This is a genomic window from Streptomyces sp. NPDC127190, assembly GCF_042672505.1.
Classification (GTDB): Bacteria; Actinomycetota; Actinomycetes; order Streptomycetales; family Streptomycetaceae; genus Streptomyces.
Window position 1 is genome coordinate 497,168 of record NZ_JBHXVE010000001.1, and the last position, 20,284, is coordinate 517,451.

11 protein-coding genes are annotated in these 20,284 nt (G+C 73.7%); 4 read left to right on the plus strand and 7 right to left on the minus strand.

Annotation, left to right across the window (positions count from 1 at the left end; all coding sequences use genetic code 11):
* Positions 1-310 precede the first annotated feature (310 nt).
* The 3 genes from ACFVIU_RS02195 to ACFVIU_RS02205 form a co-directional block, all read right to left on the minus strand.
* On the minus strand, positions 311-1,282 hold the full coding sequence (locus tag ACFVIU_RS02195; protein WP_385840022.1) for a serine/threonine-protein kinase: 972 nt from the start codon (positions 1,280-1,282) through the stop codon (positions 311-313).
* 93 nt (positions 1,283-1,375) lie between these two features.
* Positions 1,376-3,811, minus strand: a complete 2,436-nt coding sequence (lon, locus tag ACFVIU_RS02200) for an endopeptidase La (RefSeq protein WP_385840023.1) — start codon at positions 3,809-3,811, stop codon at positions 1,376-1,378.
* A gap of 149 nt (positions 3,812-3,960) precedes the next feature.
* Positions 3,961-4,788 carry a rhomboid-like protein gene (locus tag ACFVIU_RS02205; protein ID WP_385840024.1) on the minus strand — a complete coding sequence of 276 codons (828 nt, stop codon included), beginning with the start codon at positions 4,786-4,788 and terminating at the stop codon, positions 3,961-3,963.
* Positions 4,789-4,958: 170 nt separating this feature from the next.
* Between ACFVIU_RS02205 and ACFVIU_RS02210 the strand changes: the two genes are divergently transcribed.
* The 4 genes from ACFVIU_RS02210 (at position 4,959) to ACFVIU_RS02225 (ending at position 11,723) form a co-directional block, all read left to right on the plus strand.
* Positions 4,959-5,636 (plus strand): spermidine synthase, encoded by a 678-nt coding sequence (locus ACFVIU_RS02210; protein WP_385840025.1) that lies wholly within the window; start codon positions 4,959-4,961, stop codon positions 5,634-5,636.
* A 148-nt stretch (positions 5,637-5,784) separates the two neighbouring features.
* The gene (locus tag ACFVIU_RS02215; RefSeq protein WP_385840026.1) at positions 5,785-6,525 is read left to right on the plus strand and encodes a response regulator transcription factor; all 741 of its coding nucleotides are present in this window, start codon (positions 5,785-5,787) and stop codon (positions 6,523-6,525) included.
* Positions 6,522-7,646 (plus strand): ATP-binding protein, encoded by a 1,125-nt coding sequence (locus tag ACFVIU_RS02220; RefSeq protein WP_385840027.1) that lies wholly within the window; start codon positions 6,522-6,524, stop codon positions 7,644-7,646. The genes ACFVIU_RS02215 and ACFVIU_RS02220 overlap by 4 nt, the downstream gene beginning before the upstream one ends.
* A 300-nt stretch (positions 7,647-7,946) precedes the next feature.
* Positions 7,947-11,723 (plus strand): multifunctional oxoglutarate decarboxylase/oxoglutarate dehydrogenase thiamine pyrophosphate-binding subunit/dihydrolipoyllysine-residue succinyltransferase subunit, encoded by a 3,777-nt coding sequence (locus ACFVIU_RS02225; RefSeq protein WP_385840029.1) that lies wholly within the window; start codon positions 7,947-7,949, stop codon positions 11,721-11,723.
* A gap of 147 nt (positions 11,724-11,870) precedes the next feature.
* Here ACFVIU_RS02225 and fxsT read toward each other — a convergent pair whose 3' ends face one another.
* The 4 genes from fxsT to ACFVIU_RS02245 form a co-directional block, all read right to left on the minus strand.
* On the minus strand, positions 11,871-14,873 hold the full coding sequence (gene fxsT / locus ACFVIU_RS02230; RefSeq protein ID WP_385840030.1) for an FxSxx-COOH system tetratricopeptide repeat protein: 3,003 nt from the start codon (positions 14,871-14,873) through the stop codon (positions 11,871-11,873).
* A gap of 94 nt (positions 14,874-14,967) precedes the next feature.
* Positions 14,968-16,269, minus strand: coding sequence for an aKG-HExxH-type peptide beta-hydroxylase (locus ACFVIU_RS02235; RefSeq protein WP_385840031.1), 1,302 nt, complete (start codon positions 16,267-16,269; stop codon positions 14,968-14,970).
* 200 nt (positions 16,270-16,469) lie between these two features.
* Positions 16,470-16,748 (minus strand): FxSxx-COOH cyclophane-containing RiPP peptide, encoded by a 279-nt coding sequence (gene fxsA / locus ACFVIU_RS02240; protein WP_385840033.1) that lies wholly within the window; start codon positions 16,746-16,748, stop codon positions 16,470-16,472.
* A gap of 103 nt (positions 16,749-16,851) precedes the next feature.
* Complete coding sequence (locus ACFVIU_RS02245; RefSeq protein WP_385840034.1) at positions 16,852-20,277, minus strand: SAV_2336 N-terminal domain-related protein; 3,426 nt, start codon at positions 20,275-20,277, stop codon at positions 16,852-16,854.
* Positions 20,278-20,284 lie beyond the last annotated feature (7 nt).

Consider the following 20,284-nt stretch of genomic DNA (forward strand, 5'->3'; position numbering starts at 1 on the left):
GGGGGGGGGTGCCGACTTTGTTGGGTGGGGGGGGGGGGGGGGGGGGGGGCGGGGGGGGGGGGGCGGCCCCCCCCCCCCGGGGGGGGGCGCCCCCCCCCCCCGCGGCCACCGTGGCGAGGCGCAGACCTCGCTTCGTCCGGTTCTCCGTACGGTTCGCGATCTTGCGGTTCATGGTGTCCTCCTACTTGTTCCGTAAGGCCCTTTTCGGTTTCCGGTTTCTCCGGTGGGGGCCGCACTTCAAGTAGGCGGGACGGGCACCATGCCGGTCATGTTCCGAGGACTCGGGACTTGACGATCCGGACAAATGACACTATTGGGGCGCGAGGACCGGGCGGGCCCAGGCGGGCGGTGCCGGGACCGCGGGGCACGGGTCGACCAGCGTGGGGGTACGGCGGGCGGCCCGGACCGGCGGTTCGGCGGGCCCCATGGCGGCGCGCAGGGCCGCGACGAACTCCAGGCAGGAGCCGTAGCGGTCGTCCGGGGTCTTGGCGAGGGCCCGGAACAGCACCTCGTCGGCGGCCCGCGGCAGCTCCGGCCGCTCCTCGCTCAGCCCGGGCGGTGCGTCGTACTGGTGGGCCCAGAGCAGTTCGAGGTGGTCGTCGCGCCGGAAGGGCGGGCCGCCGGCCAGCGTCTCGTGCACCACGCAGGCCAGGCTGTACTGGTCGGCCCGGCCGTCCACCGGGCGCCCCGCGATCCGCTCCGGCGCCACGTAGTCCAGGGTGCCGACGAACTCTCCGGCGCTGGTGAACCCGGTGAGCGACAGGGACTTCTTCGCCAGTCCGAAGTCGGTGAGGTAGACGTGCTCGGGGTGGTCGCTGTCGACCCCCCTGGCCACCAGGACATTGCCGGGTTTGACGTCCCGGTGGACGAGTTCGCGGGCGTGGGCCGCGTCCAGCGCGGAGGCCAGCTGGGCGGCGATGCGCAGGGCCGCCGGCACCGCCAGCGGGCCCTCGCGGTCGATGAGCGCGCGCAGGTCCTGCCCGGCGACGTAGCACATGGCGATGTACAGGACGCCGTCCGTCTCACCGGCCTCGAAGACGGGGACGATGTGCGGGTGGTCGATGGCGGCCGCGACCCGGGACTCCTGGGCGAAGCGGCGGCGGAAGGCGTCGTTGCGCGTGTACTCGGGGGCCAGCAGCTTCAGCGCGACCGTCCGGTCGAGGCGCAGGTCCCGGGCCCGGTAGACGACGGCCATGCCGCCGCGGCCGAGCTCGCGTTCCACGCGGTAGCCCGCGATCTCGGCCCCGATCAGCCCGGAGGGCCGGCTGGGAGGCCAACTCACGCCTGAATTCTACCGAGTGCCCTGCTTGTCCGCGCAGGGCGAAGGCCCGGGTCCCCGCAGGGAACCCGGGCCTCGCCGCGTGCCGGGCGGGGGTCATGCCGCCAGCGGGACCTCCGGCGTCGCGTCCTGCGCGGCGGGCGTGAGCGCCAGCTCCAGGACCTGGCGGACGTCGGTCACGGTGTGCACGTCGAGCCGGTCCAGCACCTCGGCCGGGACGTCGTCCAGGTCGGGTGCGTTGCGCTTGGGGATGATCACGGTGGTCACCCCGGCGCGGTGCGCGGCGAGCAGCTTCTGCTTCACCCCGCCGATCGGCAGCACCCGGCCGGTCAGCGAGACCTCGCCGGTCATCGCCACGTCCGTGCGCACCGGCCGGCCGGACAGCAGGGAGGCGAGGGCCGTGGTCATGGTGATGCCGGCGCTCGGGCCGTCCTTCGGGACCGCGCCGGCCGGGAAGTGGATGTGCACGCCCCGGTCCTTCAAGTCGGCCACCGGGAGCTCCAGTTCGGCGCCGTGGCTGCGCAGGAAGCTCAGCGCGATCTGCGCCGACTCCTTCATCACGTCGCCCAGCTGGCCGGTGAGGGTCAGGCCCGCGGCGCCGGTCTCCGGGTCGGCGAGGGACGCCTCGACGAAGAGCACGTCACCGCCCGCGCCGGTGACCGCGAGGCCGGTCGCCACGCCGGGGACGGCGGTACGGCGCTCGGCCGGGTCCTGGGCGGACTCGGGCACATGGCGCGGCCGCCCGATCAGCGCGTGCAGATCGGCGTCCGTCACGGTGAACGGCAGCTCCCGCTCGCCCAGTTCGTGCTGGGCCGCGACCTTGCGGAGCAGCCGCGCGATGGACCGCTCCAGGGTGCGCACTCCCGCCTCGCGGGTGTACTCGCCGGCGAGCCTGCGCAGCGCGCTCTCCTCCACGGTGACCTCGTCCCGGTCCAGGCCCGCCCGCTCCAGCTGGCGCGGGAGCAGATGGTCCCGGGCGATGACGATCTTCTCGTCCTCGGTGTAGCCGTCCAGGCGGACGATCTCCATCCGGTCGGCAAGGGCCTCCGGGATCGCCTCCAGGACGTTGGCGGTGGCGAGGAAGACCACGTCGGACAGGTCCAGCTCGACCTCCAGGTAGTGGTCCCGGAAGGTGTGGTTCTGCGCCGGGTCGAGGACCTCCAGGAGGGCAGCGGCGGGGTCTCCGCGGAAGTCGGAGCCGACCTTGTCGATCTCGTCGAGCAGGATCACCGGGTTCATCGACCCGGCCTCCTTGACGGCCCGCACGATCCGCCCGGGCAGCGCGCCGACGTAGGTACGGCGGTGACCGCGGATCTCCGCCTCGTCCCGGACGCCGCCGAGGGCGACCCGGACGAACGTGCGGCCCATGGCGTGCGCGACGCTCTCTCCCAGACTGGTCTTTCCGACACCGGGCGGCCCGACCAGGGCGAGTACGGCGCCTCCGCGCCGTCCGCCGATCACGCCGAGGCCGCGCTCGCCGCGCCGCTTGCGCACCGCCAGGTACTCGGTGATGCGCTCCTTCACGTCCTCGAGCCCCGCGTGCTCGGCGTCGAGGATCGCCCGGGCGCCCTGGATGTCGTACGCGGAGGCGCTGTCGTCGGTCCGCACGTTCCACGGCATGTCCAGGACGGTGTCCAGCCAGGTGCGGATCCAGGAGCCCTCGGGCGAGGCGTCGGAGGCCCGCTCCAGCTTGTCGACCTCCTTCAGGGCGGCCTCGCGGACCTTCTCCGGCAGGTCGGCGGCCTCCACGCGGGCGCGGTAGTCGTCGGACTCCTCGGCCGCGTCCTTGGCGTCGCCGTTCAGTTCGCGCAGTTCCTTGCGGACGGCCTCCAGCTGACGGCGCAGCAGGAACTCGCGCTGCTGCTTGTCGACGCCCTCCTGGACGTCCTTGGCGATGGTCTCGGCCACCTCCTGCTCGGCGAGGTGGTCGCGGAGCTGCTGGGTGGCGAGCTTGAGCCGGGCCACCGGGTCGGTGGTCTCCAGCAGTTCGACCTTCTGCTCGGTGGTGAGGAAGGGCGAGTAGCCGGAGTTGTCGGCGAGCGCGGCGACGCCGTCGATGGCCTGGACCCGGTCGACGACCTGCCAGGCGCCGCGCTTCTTCAGCCAGGTGGTGGCGAGCGCCTTGTACTCCTTGACGAGTTCGGCGACCTGACCCGGCAGCGGGTCCGGCACCTCCTCGGCGACCTCGGCGCCCTCGACCCACAGGGCGGCGCCCGGGCCGGTGGTGCCGGCGCCGATGCGGACCCGGCCGCGGCCGCGGATCAGGGCTCCCGGGTCACCGTCGGCCAGCCGGCCGACCTGCTCGACCGTGCCCAGCACACCCGTCCTGGCGTAGGTGCCGTCGATGCGCGGCACCAGCAGCACCTTGGGCTTTCCGGGTTCGGAGCGGGCGGCGGCCTGTGCGGCCTCCACCGCGGCCCGTACCTCGGCATCGCTCAGGTCCAGCGGAACCACCATGCCGGGCAGGACGACCTCGTCGTCGAGCGGCAGCACGGGCAGGACGAGAGTGAAAGCCGGTGACTCAGCAGCCATGATCTCCCCTTAGGCCGGTAACTTGAGCTGTACCGACTCAATGTTCTGGCTAGGGGGATTGTTCCCTGGATTGTGTTCGCTCTCAGCGATCACGTTCAGGGGTGGGGGTGCCACGGGGGCGGTTCGGGGAGTGCGAGGGGTGAGCGCGCTCAGGCGCGGCGCTGCCAGCGGCGGACGAGCGGCCAGGCCAGCACACCGATCGTCAGGGCGATGAGGTGGCCCCAGTCGGTCATCGGATCGGTGAAGGCGGCCAGGTCGTCCAGGAGCAGCCCGGCCACCGAGACGAGCAGGGGCCAGCGCAGCCAGGGGGTGAGCAGGCCGGCCAGGGCGCCGGTGCTGGCGGCCACACCGAAGCTGATGCCGTAGTCGAGGCGGTGCAGCGAGGTGAGGGGGAGGTGGCCGAGGGCGACGGCCAGGCCCACCGGCACCTCGGTCGCCAGGGTGGCCAGGATGTGCCCGGACAGGAACACCGCGGCCGCCCGCGCCCCGCCTATCCGGCGCTCCAGCGCGGTCAGCACCAGCACGAAGGCGAAGGCGTACGGCGAGACCATCCCGCCCGCGATCCACAGCGCACTGGCCACCAGCACGGTCACCGGGGAGCACGCCAGGTGGAACACGTCCGTGCTGGAGTCCCGGTAGAGGGCGTGCACCAGCGCGGGGTCGGCCACCATGGCGATCACGGAGGTGACGGCCAGCAGCGTCGCATAGCCGAAGGTGAACGGGGTTCCGACGGGCGTCGGCACCAGTCGCCCGAGCCGCGCCGGAAGGGCGGACGGCGGGCGCCGTACGACGGGAGCCACCGCCACGGCCTGCGCGGTCCCCGTCGTGTCCACGGCCTTCCGCACATCCGCGGCCCCGGCCAGCGCGGCGCGCGGGGCGGGCATGCCGTCCAGCAGGTCCGCGACGACGACTCCGCCGGGAAGAGGCGAGTCCGCCGGGAGCGCGGGCGCCACCGGGCCCGTCGCGGTCCGTTCCACCTGAGGCGCTCCTTCCGTTACGCCCACAGTCAGCGTTGCGCGGGCCGCTGTCTATGACCGACGCCACGCGAGAGCGGATTCACAGCAACCTCTCACCGTCCGATTGCGTCCACGGCCGCGTCATCCGCAATTCCCGTGAAGGAAATGCCCAGTTCGAGCAGGATGGACGCATGACTGCCCTGGACGACTCTCCTGTGGTGCTGGACCGGCGTGACGGGCCGTACGGCGAGGTGGTGCTGCGCAGACACGGCGCGCTGTTGCAGATCATCGCCAACGGCTGCTTCCTGATGGACACCTCCGACGGCCGCTCGGAGCGGCTGCTGGTCGACGCCGCGTACGACGCGCTGGACGGCCGGCCGGAGCCGGCGGTGCTGATCGGGGGGCTGGGCGTCGGCTTCTCGCTCGCGCACGCCGCCGCCGACGGGCGCTGGGGGCGGATCGTGGTCGTGGAGCGGGAGCCCGCGGTCGTCGGCTGGCACCGGGACGGGCCGCTCGCCCAGCTGTCCGCCGGGGCGCTCGCCGACCCCCGGACGGAGATCGTGGAAGCCGATCTCGTTCGTTACGTCAATGAGACATCGGACACGTTCGACGCGCTGTGCCTCGACATCGACAACGGGCCGGGCTGGACCGTCACCGAGGACAACGGCAGTCTGTACTCACCGGCCGGACTCCGTTCCTGCGCCCGGGTGTTGAGGCCGGGCGGGGTGCTCGCGGTGTGGTCGGCCGAGCCCTCTCCGGAATTTGAAGGAAGCTTGCGGAATGCCGGGTTCCGTCAGGTGCGTACCGAAGAGGTCCCCGTTGCCCGGGGCGTTCCCGACGCCGTGCACCTCGGCGTCCGCCCTGGATAGCGACGGCACGGCGAGTCCCCGTAATGTGCTGCCCTGACGCGGATCAGTCAACGGATCTCTCAACAGGTCCCCCGGCCGGTCCTCACGCGTCGATCGCAGACATGGGATCACCCCACGGGTTCCGGAAAGCAACAAGCAGGGGCGGGCGATGGAGCAGACACACACCTCCCAGAGCGGTGCGGCGACCAGCACACCGGGCGCGCAGCGCCGGGTGCTGGTCGTCGAGGACGACACCACGATCGTCGACGCCATCGCGGCCCGGCTCCGCGCAGAGGGATTCCTGGTGCAGACCGCGGCCGACGGTCCGGCCGCGGTCGACACCGCCGAGGCCTGGCAGCCCGACCTGCTGATCCTCGACATCATGCTGCCCGGCTTCGACGGCCTGGAGGTCTGCCGCCGGGTGCAGGCGCAGCGGCCGGTGCCGGTGCTGATGCTCACCGCGCGGGACGACGAGACGGACATGCTGGTCGGGCTCGGCGTCGGCGCCGACGACTACATGACCAAGCCGTTCTCCATGCGGGAACTCGCGGCCCGCGTGCATGTGCTGCTCCGCCGGGTGGAGCGGGCCGCGCTGGCCGCCGCCACCCCGCGCAGCGGCATCCTGCGCCTCGGCGAACTGGAGATCGACCACGCCCAGCGCCGGGTGCGGGTGCGGTCGGAGGACGTCCATCTGACGCCGACCGAGTTCGACCTGCTGGTGTGCCTGGCGAACACCCCGCGCGCGGTCCTCTCCCGGGAGCAGCTGCTGGCCGAGGTGTGGGACTGGGCGGACGCCTCCGGCACCCGTACGGTCGACAGCCACATCAAGGCGCTGCGCCGGAAGATCGGCGCCGAGCGGATCCGCACGGTGCACGGGGTCGGGTACGCGCTGGAGACGCCGACGCCATGAGCGGTGCCGGGCGGCAGGCCGCACCCAGGAGCCCCGGGAGTCCCGTGGAGGAGCCCTGGGGCGGCGTACGCCCGTTCTCGATCAAGACCAAGCTGGGCGCGCTGGTCGTCATCTCGGTGCTGATCACCACCGGTCTGTCGATGATCGCGGTGCACACCAAGACCGAGCTGCGCTTCATCACGGTCTTCTCGATGATCGCCACGCTGCTGATCACGCAGTTCGTGGCGCACTCGCTCACCATGCCGCTGGACGAGATGAACACGGTGGCCCGCTCCATCTCCGAGGGCGACTACACCCGCCGGGTGAGCGAGAACCGCCGGGACGAGCTGGGCGACCTGGCCCAGACGATCAATGTCATGGCCGACGAGCTGGAGGCCCAGGACCGGCAGCGCAAGGAACTGGTCGCGAACGTCTCGCACGAGCTGCGCACCCCCATCGCGGGACTGCGCGCCGTGCTGGAGAACATCGTCGACGGGGTCACCGAGCCCGACCAGGAGACCATGCGGACGGCCCTGAAGCAGACCGAGCGGCTCGGCCGGCTGGTGGAGACGCTGCTGGACCTGTCCCGGCTCGACAACGGCGTCGTACCGCTGAAGATGCGCCGCTTCGAGGTGTGGCCGTATCTCTCGGGCGTGCTGAAGGAGGCCAACATGGCGGCCTCGGCGCGTGCCGGGCTGGCCTCGGACACCGGCCGCCACACGCGTACGGACGTCCATCTGCACCTGGACGTCTCCCCGCCGGAGCTGACCGCGCACGCGGACCCCGAGCGGATCCACCAGGTCGTCGCCAACCTGATCGACAACGCGGTCAAGCACAGCCCGCCGCACGGCCGGGTGACGGTGCGGGCGCGGCGCGGGCCGCAGCCGGAGTCGCTGGAGCTGGAGGTCCTGGACGAGGGCCCCGGCATCCCCCGGTCGGAGTGGCACAAGGTGTTCGAGCGGTTCAACCGGGGTGCGGTGACCCGGCCGCACGGCCCGGGCAGCGACGGCGGCACCGGCCTCGGGCTGGCGATCGCCCGCTGGGCGGTGGATCTGCACGGCGGCCGGATCGGTGTGGCCGAATCCGAGCGGGGCTGCCGGATCATCGTCACTCTCCCGGGACTGACTTCCGCACCAAGTTGACGTAAAGTCCGAACCGGAGGCACAAGATCCATGCCGGTCGCTGCCCTTCCGCGCAGCTGGACACGTGTGATCAGGAGCAGGCCCGCGCCACCCTTCGAACGAAGGCGCGCCGGGCCCGGCCCGTGCACCCTCCCACAGTGGAACCACGCTTGTTTCCCGCCATATCAAGCCCCGAAACAAGATTTCCGATGTGACTTACGCGACGATGACCTTGCTCGGCCTGACCTTCCCGCCGATGGAGGCGTAGCCTTTATTCCCGCTGTCCATCACCTTGTGAAGCGGAAGAGGGCGGTTGCCGCCGTGTCGCCACAGTCCCCCAGTAACCCGAGCGTCTCCACCGACGACCAAGCCGGGAAGAACCCCGCTGCCGCGTTCGGTCCGAACGAGTGGCTCGTCGACGAGATCTATCAGCAGTACCTCCAGGACCCGAATTCGGTAGACCGTGCCTGGTGGGACTTCTTCGCCGATTACAAGCCGGGTGCACCCGCCACCCCGGCTCCGGCGGGTACTGCGGCCGCGGGGGCCGCAGAGACCACCACCCCGGCCCCGAAGGCCGCCGCCCCGGCCCCTGCCCCGCAGGCCGCCGCTCCGGCCGCTCCGAAGCCCGCGAGCGCGGCTCCGGCTCCCGCCCCGGCCAAGCCGGCGCAGCCCGCACAGGCGCCCGCTCAGCCCAAGGCGGCCAAGCCCGCTCCCGCCGCCGCGGCCCCCGAGGGCCCGGAGCAGATCGTGCTGCGCGGTCCGGCCGCCGCGGTCGCGAAGAACATGGACGCCTCGCTGGAGGTGCCGACCGCCACCTCGGTCCGCGCCGTCCCGGTGAAGCTGCTGTTCGACAACCGCATCGTCATCAACAACCACCTCAAGCGCGCCCGCGGCGGGAAGATCTCCTTCACGCACATCATCGGGTACGCGATGGTGCAGGCCATCAAGGCCATGCCGTCGATGAACTGGTCGTACGGCGTCAAGGACGGCAAGCCGACGCTGATCAAGCCGGCCCACGTCAACCTCGGTCTCGCCATCGACCTGGTCAAGCCGAACGGCGACCGCCAGCTGGTCGTCGCGGCGATCAAGAAGGCCGAGACGCTGAACTTCTTCGAGTTCTGGCAGGCCTACGAGGACATCGTCCGCCGCGCCCGCGAGGGCAAGCTCACGATGGACGACTTCACCGGTGTGACGGTCTCCCTGACCAACCCCGGCGGCCTCGGCACCGTCCACTCGGTCCCGCGTCTGATGCCCGGCCAGTCGGTCATCATGGGCGTCGGCTCCATGGACTACCCGGCCGAGTTCCAGGGCACCAGCCAGGACACCCTGAACAAGCTCGGTGTCTCCAAGGTCATGACGCTCACGTCGACCTACGACCACCGGGTGATCCAGGGCGCCGCCTCCGGCGAGTTCCTGCGCCAGGTCGCCAACCTGCTGCTCGGCGAGAACGGCTTCTTCGACGACATCTTCGAGGCGCTGCGGATCCCCTACGAGCCGGTCCGCTGGCTCCGGGACATCGACGCCTCGCACGACGACGACGTCACCAAGGCCGCCCGCGTCTTCGAGCTGATCCACTCCTACCGGGTCCGCGGCCATGTCATGGCCGACACCGACCCGCTGGAGTACAAGCAGCGCAAGCACCCCGACCTGGACATCGTCGAGCACGGCCTCACCCTGTGGGACCTGGAGCGCGAGTTCGCCGTCGGCGGCTTCGCCGGCAAGTCGATGATGAAGCTGCGCGACATCCTCGGCGTGCTGCGCGACTCGTACTGCCGCACCACCGGCATCGAGTTCATGCACATCCAGGACCCCAAGCAGCGCAAGTGGATCCAGGACCGGGTGGAGCGCCCGCACTCCAAGATGGAGCGCGAGGAGCAGCTGCGCATCCTGCGCCGGCTGAACGCCGCGGAGGCGTTCGAGACGTTCCTCCAGACGAAGTACGTCGGCCAGAAGCGCTTCTCCCTGGAGGGCGGCGAGTCCGTCATCCCGCTGCTCGACGCGGTGATCGACTCCGCTGCCGAGTCCCGCCTGGACGAGGTCGTCATCGGCATGGCCCACCGCGGCCGGCTGAACGTGCTGGCGAACATCGTCGGCAAGTCGTACGCGCAGATCTTCCGCGAGTTCGAGGGCAACCTCGACCCGAAGTCGATGCACGGCTCCGGCGACGTCAAGTACCACCTGGGCGCCGAGGGCACCTTCACCGGCCTCGACGGCGAGCAGATCAAGGTCTCCCTGGTCGCCAACCCCTCCCACCTGGAGGCGGTGGACCCGGTCCTGGAGGGCGTCGCCCGCGCCAAGCAGGACATCATCAACAAGGGCGGCACGGACTTCACCGTCCTGCCGGTGGCGATCCACGGCGACGCGGCCTTCGCAGGCCAGGGCGTGGTGGCCGAGACCCTGAACATGTCGCAGCTGCGCGGCTACCGCACCGGCGGCACGGTCCACATCGTCATCAACAACCAGGTCGGCTTCACCGCGGCCCCCGAGTCCTCGCGTTCGTCGATGTACGCGACGGACGTGGCCCGCATGATCGAGGCCCCGATCTTCCACGTGAACGGCGACGACCCGGAGGCCGTGGTCCGCGTCGCGCGGCTCGCCTTCGAGTTCCGCCAGGCGTTCAACAAGGACGTGGTGATCGACCTCATCTGCTACCGCCGCCGCGGTCACAACGAGTCGGACAACCCGGCCTTCACCCAGCCGCTGATGTACGACCTGATCGACAAGAAGCGCTCGGTGCGCAAGCTCTACACCGAGTCCCTGATCGGTCGCGGCGACATCACCCTGGAAGAGGCCGAGCAGGCGCTCCAGGACTACCAGGGCCAGCTGGAGAAGGTCTTCACCGAGGTCCGCGAGGCCACCGCGCAGCCCGCCGGCGGCGCCGCCGAGGCCCCGCAGGACGGCTTCCCGGTCGCGGTGCCGACCGCGATCTCCGCCGAGGTCGTCAAGCGGATCGCCGAGTCCCAGGTCAGCGTGCCCGAGCACATGACCGTCCACCCCCGTCTCCAGCCGCAGTTGCAGCGGCGTGCGGCGATGGTCGAGGACGGCACCATCGACTGGGGCATGGGCGAGACCCTCGCCATCGGCTCCCTGCTGCTCGAGGGCACCCCGGTCCGCCTGGCGGGCCAGGACTCCCAGCGCGGCACCTTCGGCCAGCGCCACGCGGTGCTGATCGACCGGGAGACCGGCGAGGAGTACACCCCGCTCCAGTACCTCTCCGAGGACCAGGCGCGGCTGAACGTCTACAACTCGCTGCTGTCCGAGTACGCGGCGATGGGCTTCGAGTACGGCTACTCGCTGGCCCGCCCGGACGCGCTGGTGATGTGGGAGGCCCAGTTCGGCGACTTCGTCAACGGCGCCCAGACCGTCGTCGACGAGTTCGTCTCCTCGGCCGAGCAGAAGTGGGGCCAGACCTCCGGTGTGGTCCTGCTGCTGCCGCACGGCTACGAGGGCCAGGGCCCGGACCACTCCTCGGCCCGCCCGGAGCGGTTCCTCCAGCTGTGCGCCCAGAACAACATGACGGTCGCGATGCCGACGCTCCCGTCGAACTACTTCCACCTCCTGCGCTGGCAGGTGCACAACCCGCACCACAAGCCGCTGGTCGTCTTCACCCCGAAGTCGATGCTGCGTCTGAAGGCCGCGGCGTCGAAGGCGGAGGAGTTCACGAGCGGCGAGTTCCGCCCGGTCATCGGCGACAGCACGGTCGACCCGGCCGCGGTCCGCAAGGTCGTCTTCTGCGCGGGCAAGGTCTACTACGACCTGGAGGCCGAGCGGCAGAAGCGGGGCGTCACGGACACCGCGATCATCCGTATCGAGCGGCTGTACCCGCTGCCGGGTGCCGAGCTCCAGGCGGAGATCAAGAAGTACCCGAACGCCGAGAAGTACCTGTGGGCGCAGGAGGAGCCGGCGAACCAGGGTGCGTGGCCGTTCATCGCGCTCAACCTGATCGACCACCTCGACCTGGCGGTCGGCGCGGACATCCCGGCCGGCGAGCGGCTGCGGCGCATCTCGCGTCCGCACGGTTCGTCCCCGGCGGTGGGTTCCGCGAAGCGGCACCAGGCGGAGCAGGAGCAGTTGGTGCGTGAGGTCTTCGAGGCGTAAGCCCCACTGACCCCGTAAGGGCCCGGTATCGAGTTTCGTACTCGGTACCGGGCCCTTGGCCTACCCGGGGGCGGGATGAGGTCGTGTGCGGCTGCGGGTCCGGTTGTGGTTGCTCGCGCAGTTCCCCGCGCCCCTTTGGGGCGCGCTTCAGCCGATGTAGGCCTCGAAGTCCCAGTAGGGGCGGATGCGTTGGCGGGAGGAGATGGTGTGGGGGTGCTGGGCGCCCAGGGTGCGGGTGAGGGCCAGCAGGGCGTCCTCCTCCAGCTTGCCCGCCTCCTCCTGCTCGTTCGCGGCGCGCAGGTCCGCGGCGAGCGCCACCTGGCAGGACAGCGTCAGCGGATGCTCGTGTCCCAGCATGTGCCGCACCCGGCGCAGGCTGTCCCGGCTCAGTTCCACCGCCTCCGGGATCCGCCCGTTGAGGTTGCGCGCGCCGGCCGCGTTGAGGGCGCAGCCCAGCACCCAGGGATGGTCCGGCCCGAGCGTCGCGCTGAGCCCGGCGAGCGCGGCCTCGAACATGGCCAGCGCGTCGGCCCGCTCGCCGGCCGCCTGCATCACCAGCCCGGTGTTGGAGAGCATGCCGGTGGCGACGGGGTGCGCGGGGCCGAGCAGCGCCCGGTAGCCCGCCTCCGCCTCGTCGATCAGCTCCCGGGCATGGCTGAGATCGCCGTGTTCGCGCAGGAAGTTGCCGTAGTTGGTGAGGAAGCCCAGCGTGCGGTGGTGCTCACGGCCGTACAGCTGGATCAGTTCGTCCAGCAGGCCCGCCATGGCCGGGCCGACGTCCGGCGCGTTGCCGCCCTCCCGGCGGCGGCACATGGCCAGCTGGGAGCGGGCTTCGAGGGTCTGCGGGTGCCGTGGGCCGAGCACCTGCACATGGAGCCGTACGACGGGTTCCTGGCGGGCGAGCGCCTCGCGGTAGCGGCCGAGCAGCCGGAGGCTGTGGGTGACCGCGTTGCCCGAGTGCAGGGTGTTGATGTGCCGGGCGCGCAGCACGCTCTCGCCCAGCGCCAGGGTCTCCAGGTCGAGGTCCAGCGCCTCCGCGTACCGGCCGAGCATGCGCAGGCTGACGCCGAGGTTGTGCCGGGCGACCAGGGTCGGCGGCTCGTCCGGGCCGAGGAGCCGCTCGTTGCCCTCCAGGACCTCGCGCTGGAGGTCGTACGCCTCCTGGTAGCGGCCGAGCGAGCGCAGCCCGGAGGCGAGGGCGGCCTTGCTGGCCAGCTCGCCGATCTCGTTGCGCCGGGGCGCGGCCTGGAGCTGCCCCAGCACGCCCCGGTGAAGTTCGTACAGTTCCCGGAACCGGCCGCTGTTGCGGAGCATGTTGCCCTCCTGGGTGGCCAGGTCGAGCATCGGCTGGTCGATCGGCTCCATGAACCGGGACCAGTGCTCGCGCACCTGCTGGGCCAGTTCCAGGCCGCCGCTGTACTCGCCGCTGCGGGAGCAGTAGCGCAGGCAGTTCAGGACGAGTTCCTGCACGCGCGGCTGGCGGCTCTCCAGGGCGCCGGAGGCCGACAGGTGCGGCAGGAGTTCGGCGTAGCGCGGCCAGTTGCGGCTGTCGGCGGGGTTGCCGGGGTCGGCCTCGGCGAGCAGGGTGCGCACCGCCCGCCGGTGCACCTCGCGGCCGCTGTCGCCGGTCAGCTTGGAGACGATGTCGTGGACGAGCCGGTGCATGTGCACGGACTCCTGGTGCGGGCCCATCTCGGCGGCCAGTGGGCCGCGGGTCTCCCGGGTGAGCACCGAGTAGCTGACCAGGGTGTCCAGCGCCCGGGTCCAGGCGGGCAGGTCGGTGGCCATCCAGCGCAGCTCGTCGGGGAGTTCGGCGCGCGGGTAGGCGCGGATCAGGCCCAGCGGGATGCGGCCGGGGGCGAAGGAGGTGCACAGTCCCAGCACGTCGATGGCCTGCGGCTGGGAGCGGCGCAGCCGGTTGAGCAGTATGGCCCAGGAGGTCAGCGAGGACTGCGGGAAGCCCTCGCCGGTGACGGGCTCGTCGACGGTGGACAGCCGGCGTTCGCGCACCATGCGCAGGTACTCGGCGACCTCCATCCGGGACTCGCCGAGCCAGGACGCGGCCTGCACCAGCGGCAGCGGTACGTCCCCGAACTCGGCGGCCACCTCGTCGGCCTCCCGGGCGGAGATGTGCGGGGCGCGGCGCATCAGATAGCCGGTGGACTCGGCGCGCAGGAAGGCGGGAATCTCCAGGACGTCGGTGTGCTCGCTCCAGCCCCGGTTCCGGGAGGTGATCAGGACGTGTCCGGTGCCCTGCGGGAGCAGCCCGCTCACGCCCTCGATGTCGTCCCAGCCGTCGAAGACCACCAGCCAGTTCCCGTACGGCTCGCCGCGCCGCAGTGCGTTGCGGACCGCGCGGATGCGTTCGCCGGGCTCGCTGCCGGCGCGCAGGCCGAGTTCGACGGCGAGTTCGCCGAGGCGGTCGCGCTGGATGGTGCGGTCGTCGGAGTTGACCCACCACACCAGGTCGTAGTCGGTGCTGAAGCGGTGCGCGTACTCGGCGGCGAGCTGGGTCTTGCCGATGCCGGACATGCCGACCAGGGTGCAGGCGGCGGCTCCGCGTTCCGCGTCGGCGAGCCGCTGCTGGAGTTCGCCGAGCAGGTCGTCACGGCCGGTGAAGCGCGGGTTGCGGCGGGGCACCTCGCCCCAGATCTCGCAGCGCTCGTCGGGGTAGCGGATGCGGCCCGGCACCGGGCGCGGGCGGGCCAGGGGTTCGATGCCGAGCCGGCGCAGCAGCCGTTCCTCGGCGGCCTCCTCGCTCAGCGCCCACAGGCTGGCCGGTTCCAGTACGGCGGTGGCGGGCAGCAGCGGGCGGTTGGTGAGGTTGACCGCGGCGAACCGGTCGGCGTGCGCGGCGACGAAGCCGCGCAGGGCGTCGTTCCACTCGCCCGGCGGGCGCGGGCCCAGCTCGAAGAACCAGTCGTTGAGGACCAGCAGCACCTGGCCGCTGGCCAGCAGCAGATCGCCGAGCGAGTCCTCCAGCGCCACCTCGCGCGGCGGGTCCCAGCGCTGGAGGGTGGCCCGGCGCCCGTGCCGTTCCAGGCACTGCGCGATCCATGCCGCCCATGAGCGGTGGTAGCCCGGGAAGACCACGAGCACATGCTCGGGTGCCGCCGCGTCCGTGGCGACCGGTCGCCGCTGTTCCGCCATCGCCGCTCCCTGTTCCGGCGGCTGCCGGCCTCACGGGCAGCCGCGCGCACAACGCATAACGCATAACGTAACGCAATAACCCCTCCACGGAGCGTCATCCGGGCTGTCGGGCGGCGCCCGCGAGGCGGGCGTGGTGACGGCCCATGTGCCGGACGAACTCCCTTCCGTGCGGGGTCAGTTCATCGGACCCGGCGAGCGCCGACAAGGCCTCGGCGACCTGCTCCAGGCAGGCGTCGAACCGTTCGGCGGCGCGCCGACGCCACACCCAGGCGGCTCCGGTGCGCGCCCTGGACCACAGGTCCATCAGCGCCAGGTGCGCATAGGCGCCCTGGAGCACGCCGGGGACGGGCCGCGGGTCGCGCCGCCAGGCCACCCGGTGCAGGCTGCCGCCGGGCCGGCACAGCGGCACCAGCTCGTCCAGGACGGCCAGCTTGGTGTGGTGGGTCTCGTGCACCAGCAGCTCCACCAGCTCGCGCCGGTCGGCCGGCAGCTGGGCCAGGACGGCGCCGGGCGCGGTCCGCAGGGTGGCGCTCATCGGCGGCCCGGCGCCGGTGTGCGGGGCGAGCGGGACGACGGCGCGCAGCAGGGCGGTCGTCTCGGTGGCGCGGGCCGGGTGGGTCGCGGCGAGCAGGGCCTGGGCGTGCCGCCAGCGGGCGGCCCAGCCGGCCGGGTCGGAGTACGGCCGCTCGGCGGCGGGCAGCGCGGCCGGCCCGATGCCGCCGTCCGGCACCCGGTAGGGGTCCAGGTCGTCGAGTACGGCGGTGCAGCCGGGCAGGGTGTGCAGCGCCGACCAGGCGAGGGTGCCGTCGGGCGCCCACCGGGTGCCGGGTCCGGCCGGTACGGCACCGGGCAGCCGGAGCGTCTGGCCCGCGCCGTCGGTGATCTTCAGAGCGCCGCCGCGCCCGCTCAGCCGGGCCGGGCCGCGGGCGCCGCGCAGCAGGCCGAGCCCGGGCAGGCACAGGGTGCCGGCCGGCAGCGCGCGGGTGGTGGTGAACCGGCAGCCGGCGCGGACGGCGGCGGCCACGGCGACCGCGCCGAGTCCGGCGAGGCGGTCCTCGAAGGGCGGCCCGTCGGGCGCGGCGAGCGCGGCGGCCAGCCAGGCGCCGGTCGTCGGATAGTCGAGCACCGCCCGGACGGCGGCGGGATCGGCGCGCTCCGCCCGCTCCAGCAGCGCCCAGTCCCCCTCGAACCGCCGCCGCACCGCCCCGTCCAGCCCCGAACGGTTCCGTTCGACCCGGACCAGCAGCGACTTGAACAGCAGCATCCGCCGGGCGTGCAGGGCCGCCAGCAGGGTTGCGGTGGCCCGGGGCCGCGGCTGGGCCCGGGCCAGGGCGGCGAGGGTGCCGGCCGGCAGGGGGACGGGGGTGAGGCCGGGGGCGGGGGCGAGGCCGGGCACCTGGGTGAGGCCGGGGGCGGCTTCTCCCGGAGCGGGAGCTTCCGCCGGAGCAACGGCTTCCGCCGCAGCGACGGCTTCCGCCGGACCGGCGAACCCGGCGGGCGCGGCTCGCCCTGAGGGCCCGGCGAACCCGGCGGGTGCGGCCGGAGCCGGACGTGCCGGTGGGCCGGCGGAGCCGGGTGGTCCGGGTGGTCCGGGGGTCATGCCACCGTGTCCGTGCCGGGCAAGGACCGCGTCGGCGCCCGGCGCGTATGACCGGCCGAAAACATATGCCCGGTGACTCCGCCCGGCACGAGGGTGTCGGTGTCGGTCGTGTACCAGACCCGGCCGAGCCCCTCCGGATCGGCCAGCACCCCGGCCACCGCCGCGAGCAGCGCCGGATCGTCCATGGCCCGCAGAGTCCGCAGGTCGACATCGGTGAGGTCGGGCGGGACCACGGCCCGTACGGCGTGCTCGCCGAGCCCGGCCGCCCGTGTCATTGGCTCCCCCACCTCGGCTCCTCCCTGCCCCGCGCCCGCCCCGCGCAGCCGCAGTGGCTGCCGACTTCTTCCCGACAGGCCCGAACCAGAAACCCGCGAGGGCTCAACTCCGGTCAAGTTCCGTCGCGTTGCGCCATTCTTCGGTCCACGGCCACCACGGTGGGGCGACTTCCCGCCACTCCCCTTCCGAGAGCGACCGGGCGTCCGCCGGGGGCGGCTGCCGCTCCGCCCGCCGGGCCCGCTCCACATCGGCCCAGTCCACGTCGTACAGCGCCCCGACCAGCCGCTGCCACTGCCGGCGCGCCGCCCGGAAGGCATCCTGAGCCGCGCCGGGCCGCCCCATCAGGGCGAGCACCGCCCCGCTGCCGTACCGGGCGCGCGCGGCCGTCACCGAGCCCGGATCGGCACCGTGCGCCGCGACGGCCTCCCGCTCGGCGTTCTCGTACGCCTGGAGCGCGTCGGTCAGCAGGGGCGCGCCCGCGTGGTACCAGCCCTCCAGCCGCACCCGCCCCAGCTGGAGCCACACCTCGGCCCGTACGGCGGCGTCGGCCGCCGCGCGCACCGCCTGGCCGAGCAGATGCCGGCTCTCGAACAGGTCCGGCAGGAAGCCGAGATGGCGGAACCGCTGGGCGAGCGCGCTGGCGACCAGCCCCTGGAGCCGGCCGCGCTGCGCGGAACGGGCGGGCAGTGCGGTGAGCGCCTCCCGCAGCACGTACTCGGCCCGGTCCACGGTGCCCGCGCCGTCCGCCGCCGAGGCCCGGCCGAGCAGCGACTCGCCCCAGGCGGTGAGGAGGCGCAGGCGGGGCGCGCTGTCGGCCGGTGCCAGCAGCACGGCCCGCTCGTACAGCGCGTCGGCCTCCGCGTGCTCGCCGGCCCCGGCGTGGACCGCGGCCAGCTCGGCGAGCGCGGGCACGAGCAGCGCCGGGTCCTCCCCGGCGGCCCGCCGCGCCTGCCGCAGCGCCTGCCGCACCTCCGCGTCCTCGGCCCGGGCCGCGGCGAGCGCCCGCGCGAGATCGAGCAGCACGGGCGCGCGTACGGCGTCGGTGGCGCCCTCCGCAGCCAGCAGCGCGCAGCCCTCGCGCAGCTCGGCGGTGGCGGCACCGGGCCGCCGCAGGTCCATCAGCAACCGGCCGCGCAACACGAGCCGCTCCCGCTCCACCCCGGCCTGCCACGGCACACCGGCCTCCGGCGGCTCACCGGCTCCGGAAGGACGGTCGGCGGTCCGTGCGGCGGCGGGGGGCGGTGCGTCGGCAGCGGGCGGTGCCCCGGCTGCCGGGCGCTCCCCGTCGTCGGCAGCGGGCGGTGCCCCGGCTGCCGGGCGCTCCCCGTCGTCGGCAGCGGGCGGTGCCCCGGCTGCCGGGCGCTCCCCGTCGTCGGGACCCGTGTCCCGGAGCCATCGGCGGGCCCGCTCGGTCACCTCGGGCCAGGGCGGGGTGTCCGGGGCCAGGACGTCGAGAGCGGTGGTGAGGTGGGCGTCGTCCGCCGTCAGCTGCCACAGCTCGCGTCGGCAGGCGGCGAGTTCCAGGGCCGCGGCGGCCCGCTCGGGGCCGTCGGCCGCGGTCTCCGCATGCGCGGCGGCGAGCGCGTCGGCGGCCTCCTGGAGCAGCTGCGGCCGCCGTCCCTCCGACCGGGCGGCCGCCGTACCCGCCTCCGCGCGCAGCACCCGGCCGAGGACCAGGCGGGCCCGGAACCGCCCGCCGGGGTCGGCGGCCGGCGCGGAGCCGGTGCCGGCGGTCGCGAGCCGGAGCTGGTCCCGGGCTCGCCGCAGCGCCTCCGGGTCGGCCAGCCGGCGCCACTGGGCGAGCAGCCGCTCGGCCTCGGTCAGCGGGTCCGGCGTGACCAGGTCGGGCAGATAGAAGCGCAGCACGCGGGCCGGGATACGGGCGAACAGCTCGGCCTCGACACCGCCGCCGCCGTCCCCGGTGTCCGCGCCCTCCCCGGCGCCGGCCGCCTCCCCCGTCTCCCCGGCGCCGTCCGCGAGCCGGGCCGCCGCGAGCGCGGCGAAGTTGCGGGTGCCCTTGCCGAAGTGCCGTTCCACATAGGCCGAGCAGTGCTTGAGGACGAGCCCGGCGGCGTCCTGGCCGAGGGAGGACAGGAGCAGGTCCTGCACCCGGGGCGGGTAGGCGAAGCACGGCTGGTGCTCGGTGCCGGGCAGCTGCCGGAGCAGACCGCCGAGCAGCACCTCGGCCAGTTCCATCGGTCCGGTGTCGGGCAGCATGGCGCGCTGGACGAGCTGCATCACCGGCAGGGTGAGCGGCGCCGCGGCGAGGTAGACGGCGAGCCGCAGGGCACCGGGTGAGGCGCTCGCGCGGAAGGCGCGCAGCAGGTCGTCGTCGCTGCGTGGCGGCGCGGCGGCCGGGGCGGTGCCGGCCGCCGCCGGTGCGGTGGCGGGGTGGGCGAAGCCGGCCCAGGCGGGGCCGCTGACCGGCCCGGTCGCGGCGAGCACCCGCGCGAACGCCTCGAAGGCCTCCGGGGTGGGTTGCAGCACGGGCACCGGCCGGGCGCCGGGCGGCGGTTCCTCCCAGGGCTCGTCCTCGGGCACGAAGTCCAGCCGTCCGCCGCTCTCCCCGGCACGGACCAGCACTCCCGGCTCGGCCGGCAGCGCCGTACGGCCCCACAGGCGGGGCGGCAGCGGCTGGACCACGGCCACCGGGGCGGAGCGCGGCCAGGCGTGCAGCAGTCGCTGGGCGGTGCCGTTCTGCCACAGCGGGCCGACGCAGTCGCTGATGACGAAGGTGAGCCGGCGGCCGCTGGGGTCGTGGAGTTCCTCGGCCGGGCGCAGCCGGGTGTGCCGGCCGGGACCGGCGGTCGTACCGACGAGCGGGCTGCCGGAGTCGTCGGCGTACAGGTGGTGGACGCGGACGGAGGCGAACGCGCCGGACTGCTGGCAGGCCTGCCGCAGCTCCTCCACCATCTGCCCCCATACGGCCATGGCGGGCCCGGTGTCCATCAGCAGCTGGACGTCGCAGCGCCGGCGGCGGCCGGGCCGCAGGACGGGCAGCAGGATGCCGCTGGCGGCGGCGCGCTCGGCGGTGGCCTCCTCGTCGACGCGCTGCTCGTCCCGGCCGGGCCGGACGGCGGTGCGGTAGCGGCCGAGGGAGCGCAGCGCCTTCTCCAGGGCGAGCAGCCCGGGCAGCGCACCGGCGGCGGGGGCGCGCACGGGGAAGGAGGCGGGGGCGGCGTCGGAGGGCGGGCGGCCGGCGAGGCGGGCGGGGTCGGGCCGGGACGGCGGGGCGGGGCTCGGGGCGGCCAGCTGGACGGCGGGTTCGGGGAGGTCCGGGACGGACGGCGGCGGGGGCGGCGGGCCGCCGGGCTCGACGGGGGCGCCGAGGGGCGGGTCGGCGGGCACCGCGCCCTGCGGCGCGGCCGCACCGGGTCCGGGTGGTCCGGCCGGCGCGCCCGGCGGGGCGGTGCCGAGCTGCCCGGCGAGCCAGAGCGCGTCCGCGACGTCCTCGGCGGTCGGCTGGAGTCCGCCCCGGCGCAGCTGGTGGATCAGCTCGTCCAGGCGGTCCCGGCGCATCCCCGGCATCGGCCCC

What these genes read in the sequence shown, in the direction of transcription:
- lon (WP_385840023.1), bottom strand. Translation starts at nt 3,811, where the DNA reads ATGGCTGCTGAGTCACCGGCTTTCACTCTCGTCCTGCCCGTGCTGCCG.
- ACFVIU_RS02210 (WP_385840025.1), top strand. Translation starts at nt 4,959, where the DNA reads ATGACTGCCCTGGACGACTCTCCTGTGGTGCTGGACCGGCGTGACGGG.
- ACFVIU_RS02215 (WP_385840026.1), top strand. Translation starts at nt 5,785, where the DNA reads ATGGAGCAGACACACACCTCCCAGAGCGGTGCGGCGACCAGCACACCG.
- ACFVIU_RS02220 (WP_385840027.1), top strand. Translation starts at nt 6,522, where the DNA reads ATGAGCGGTGCCGGGCGGCAGGCCGCACCCAGGAGCCCCGGGAGTCCC.
- fxsT (WP_385840030.1), bottom strand. Translation starts at nt 14,873, where the DNA reads ATGGCGGAACAGCGGCGACCGGTCGCCACGGACGCGGCGGCACCCGAG.
- fxsA (WP_385840033.1), bottom strand. Translation starts at nt 16,748, where the DNA reads ATGACACGGGCGGCCGGGCTCGGCGAGCACGCCGTACGGGCCGTGGTC.
- ACFVIU_RS02245 (WP_385840034.1), bottom strand. Translation starts at nt 20,277, where the DNA reads ATGCCGGGGATGCGCCGGGACCGCCTGGACGAGCTGATCCACCAGCTG.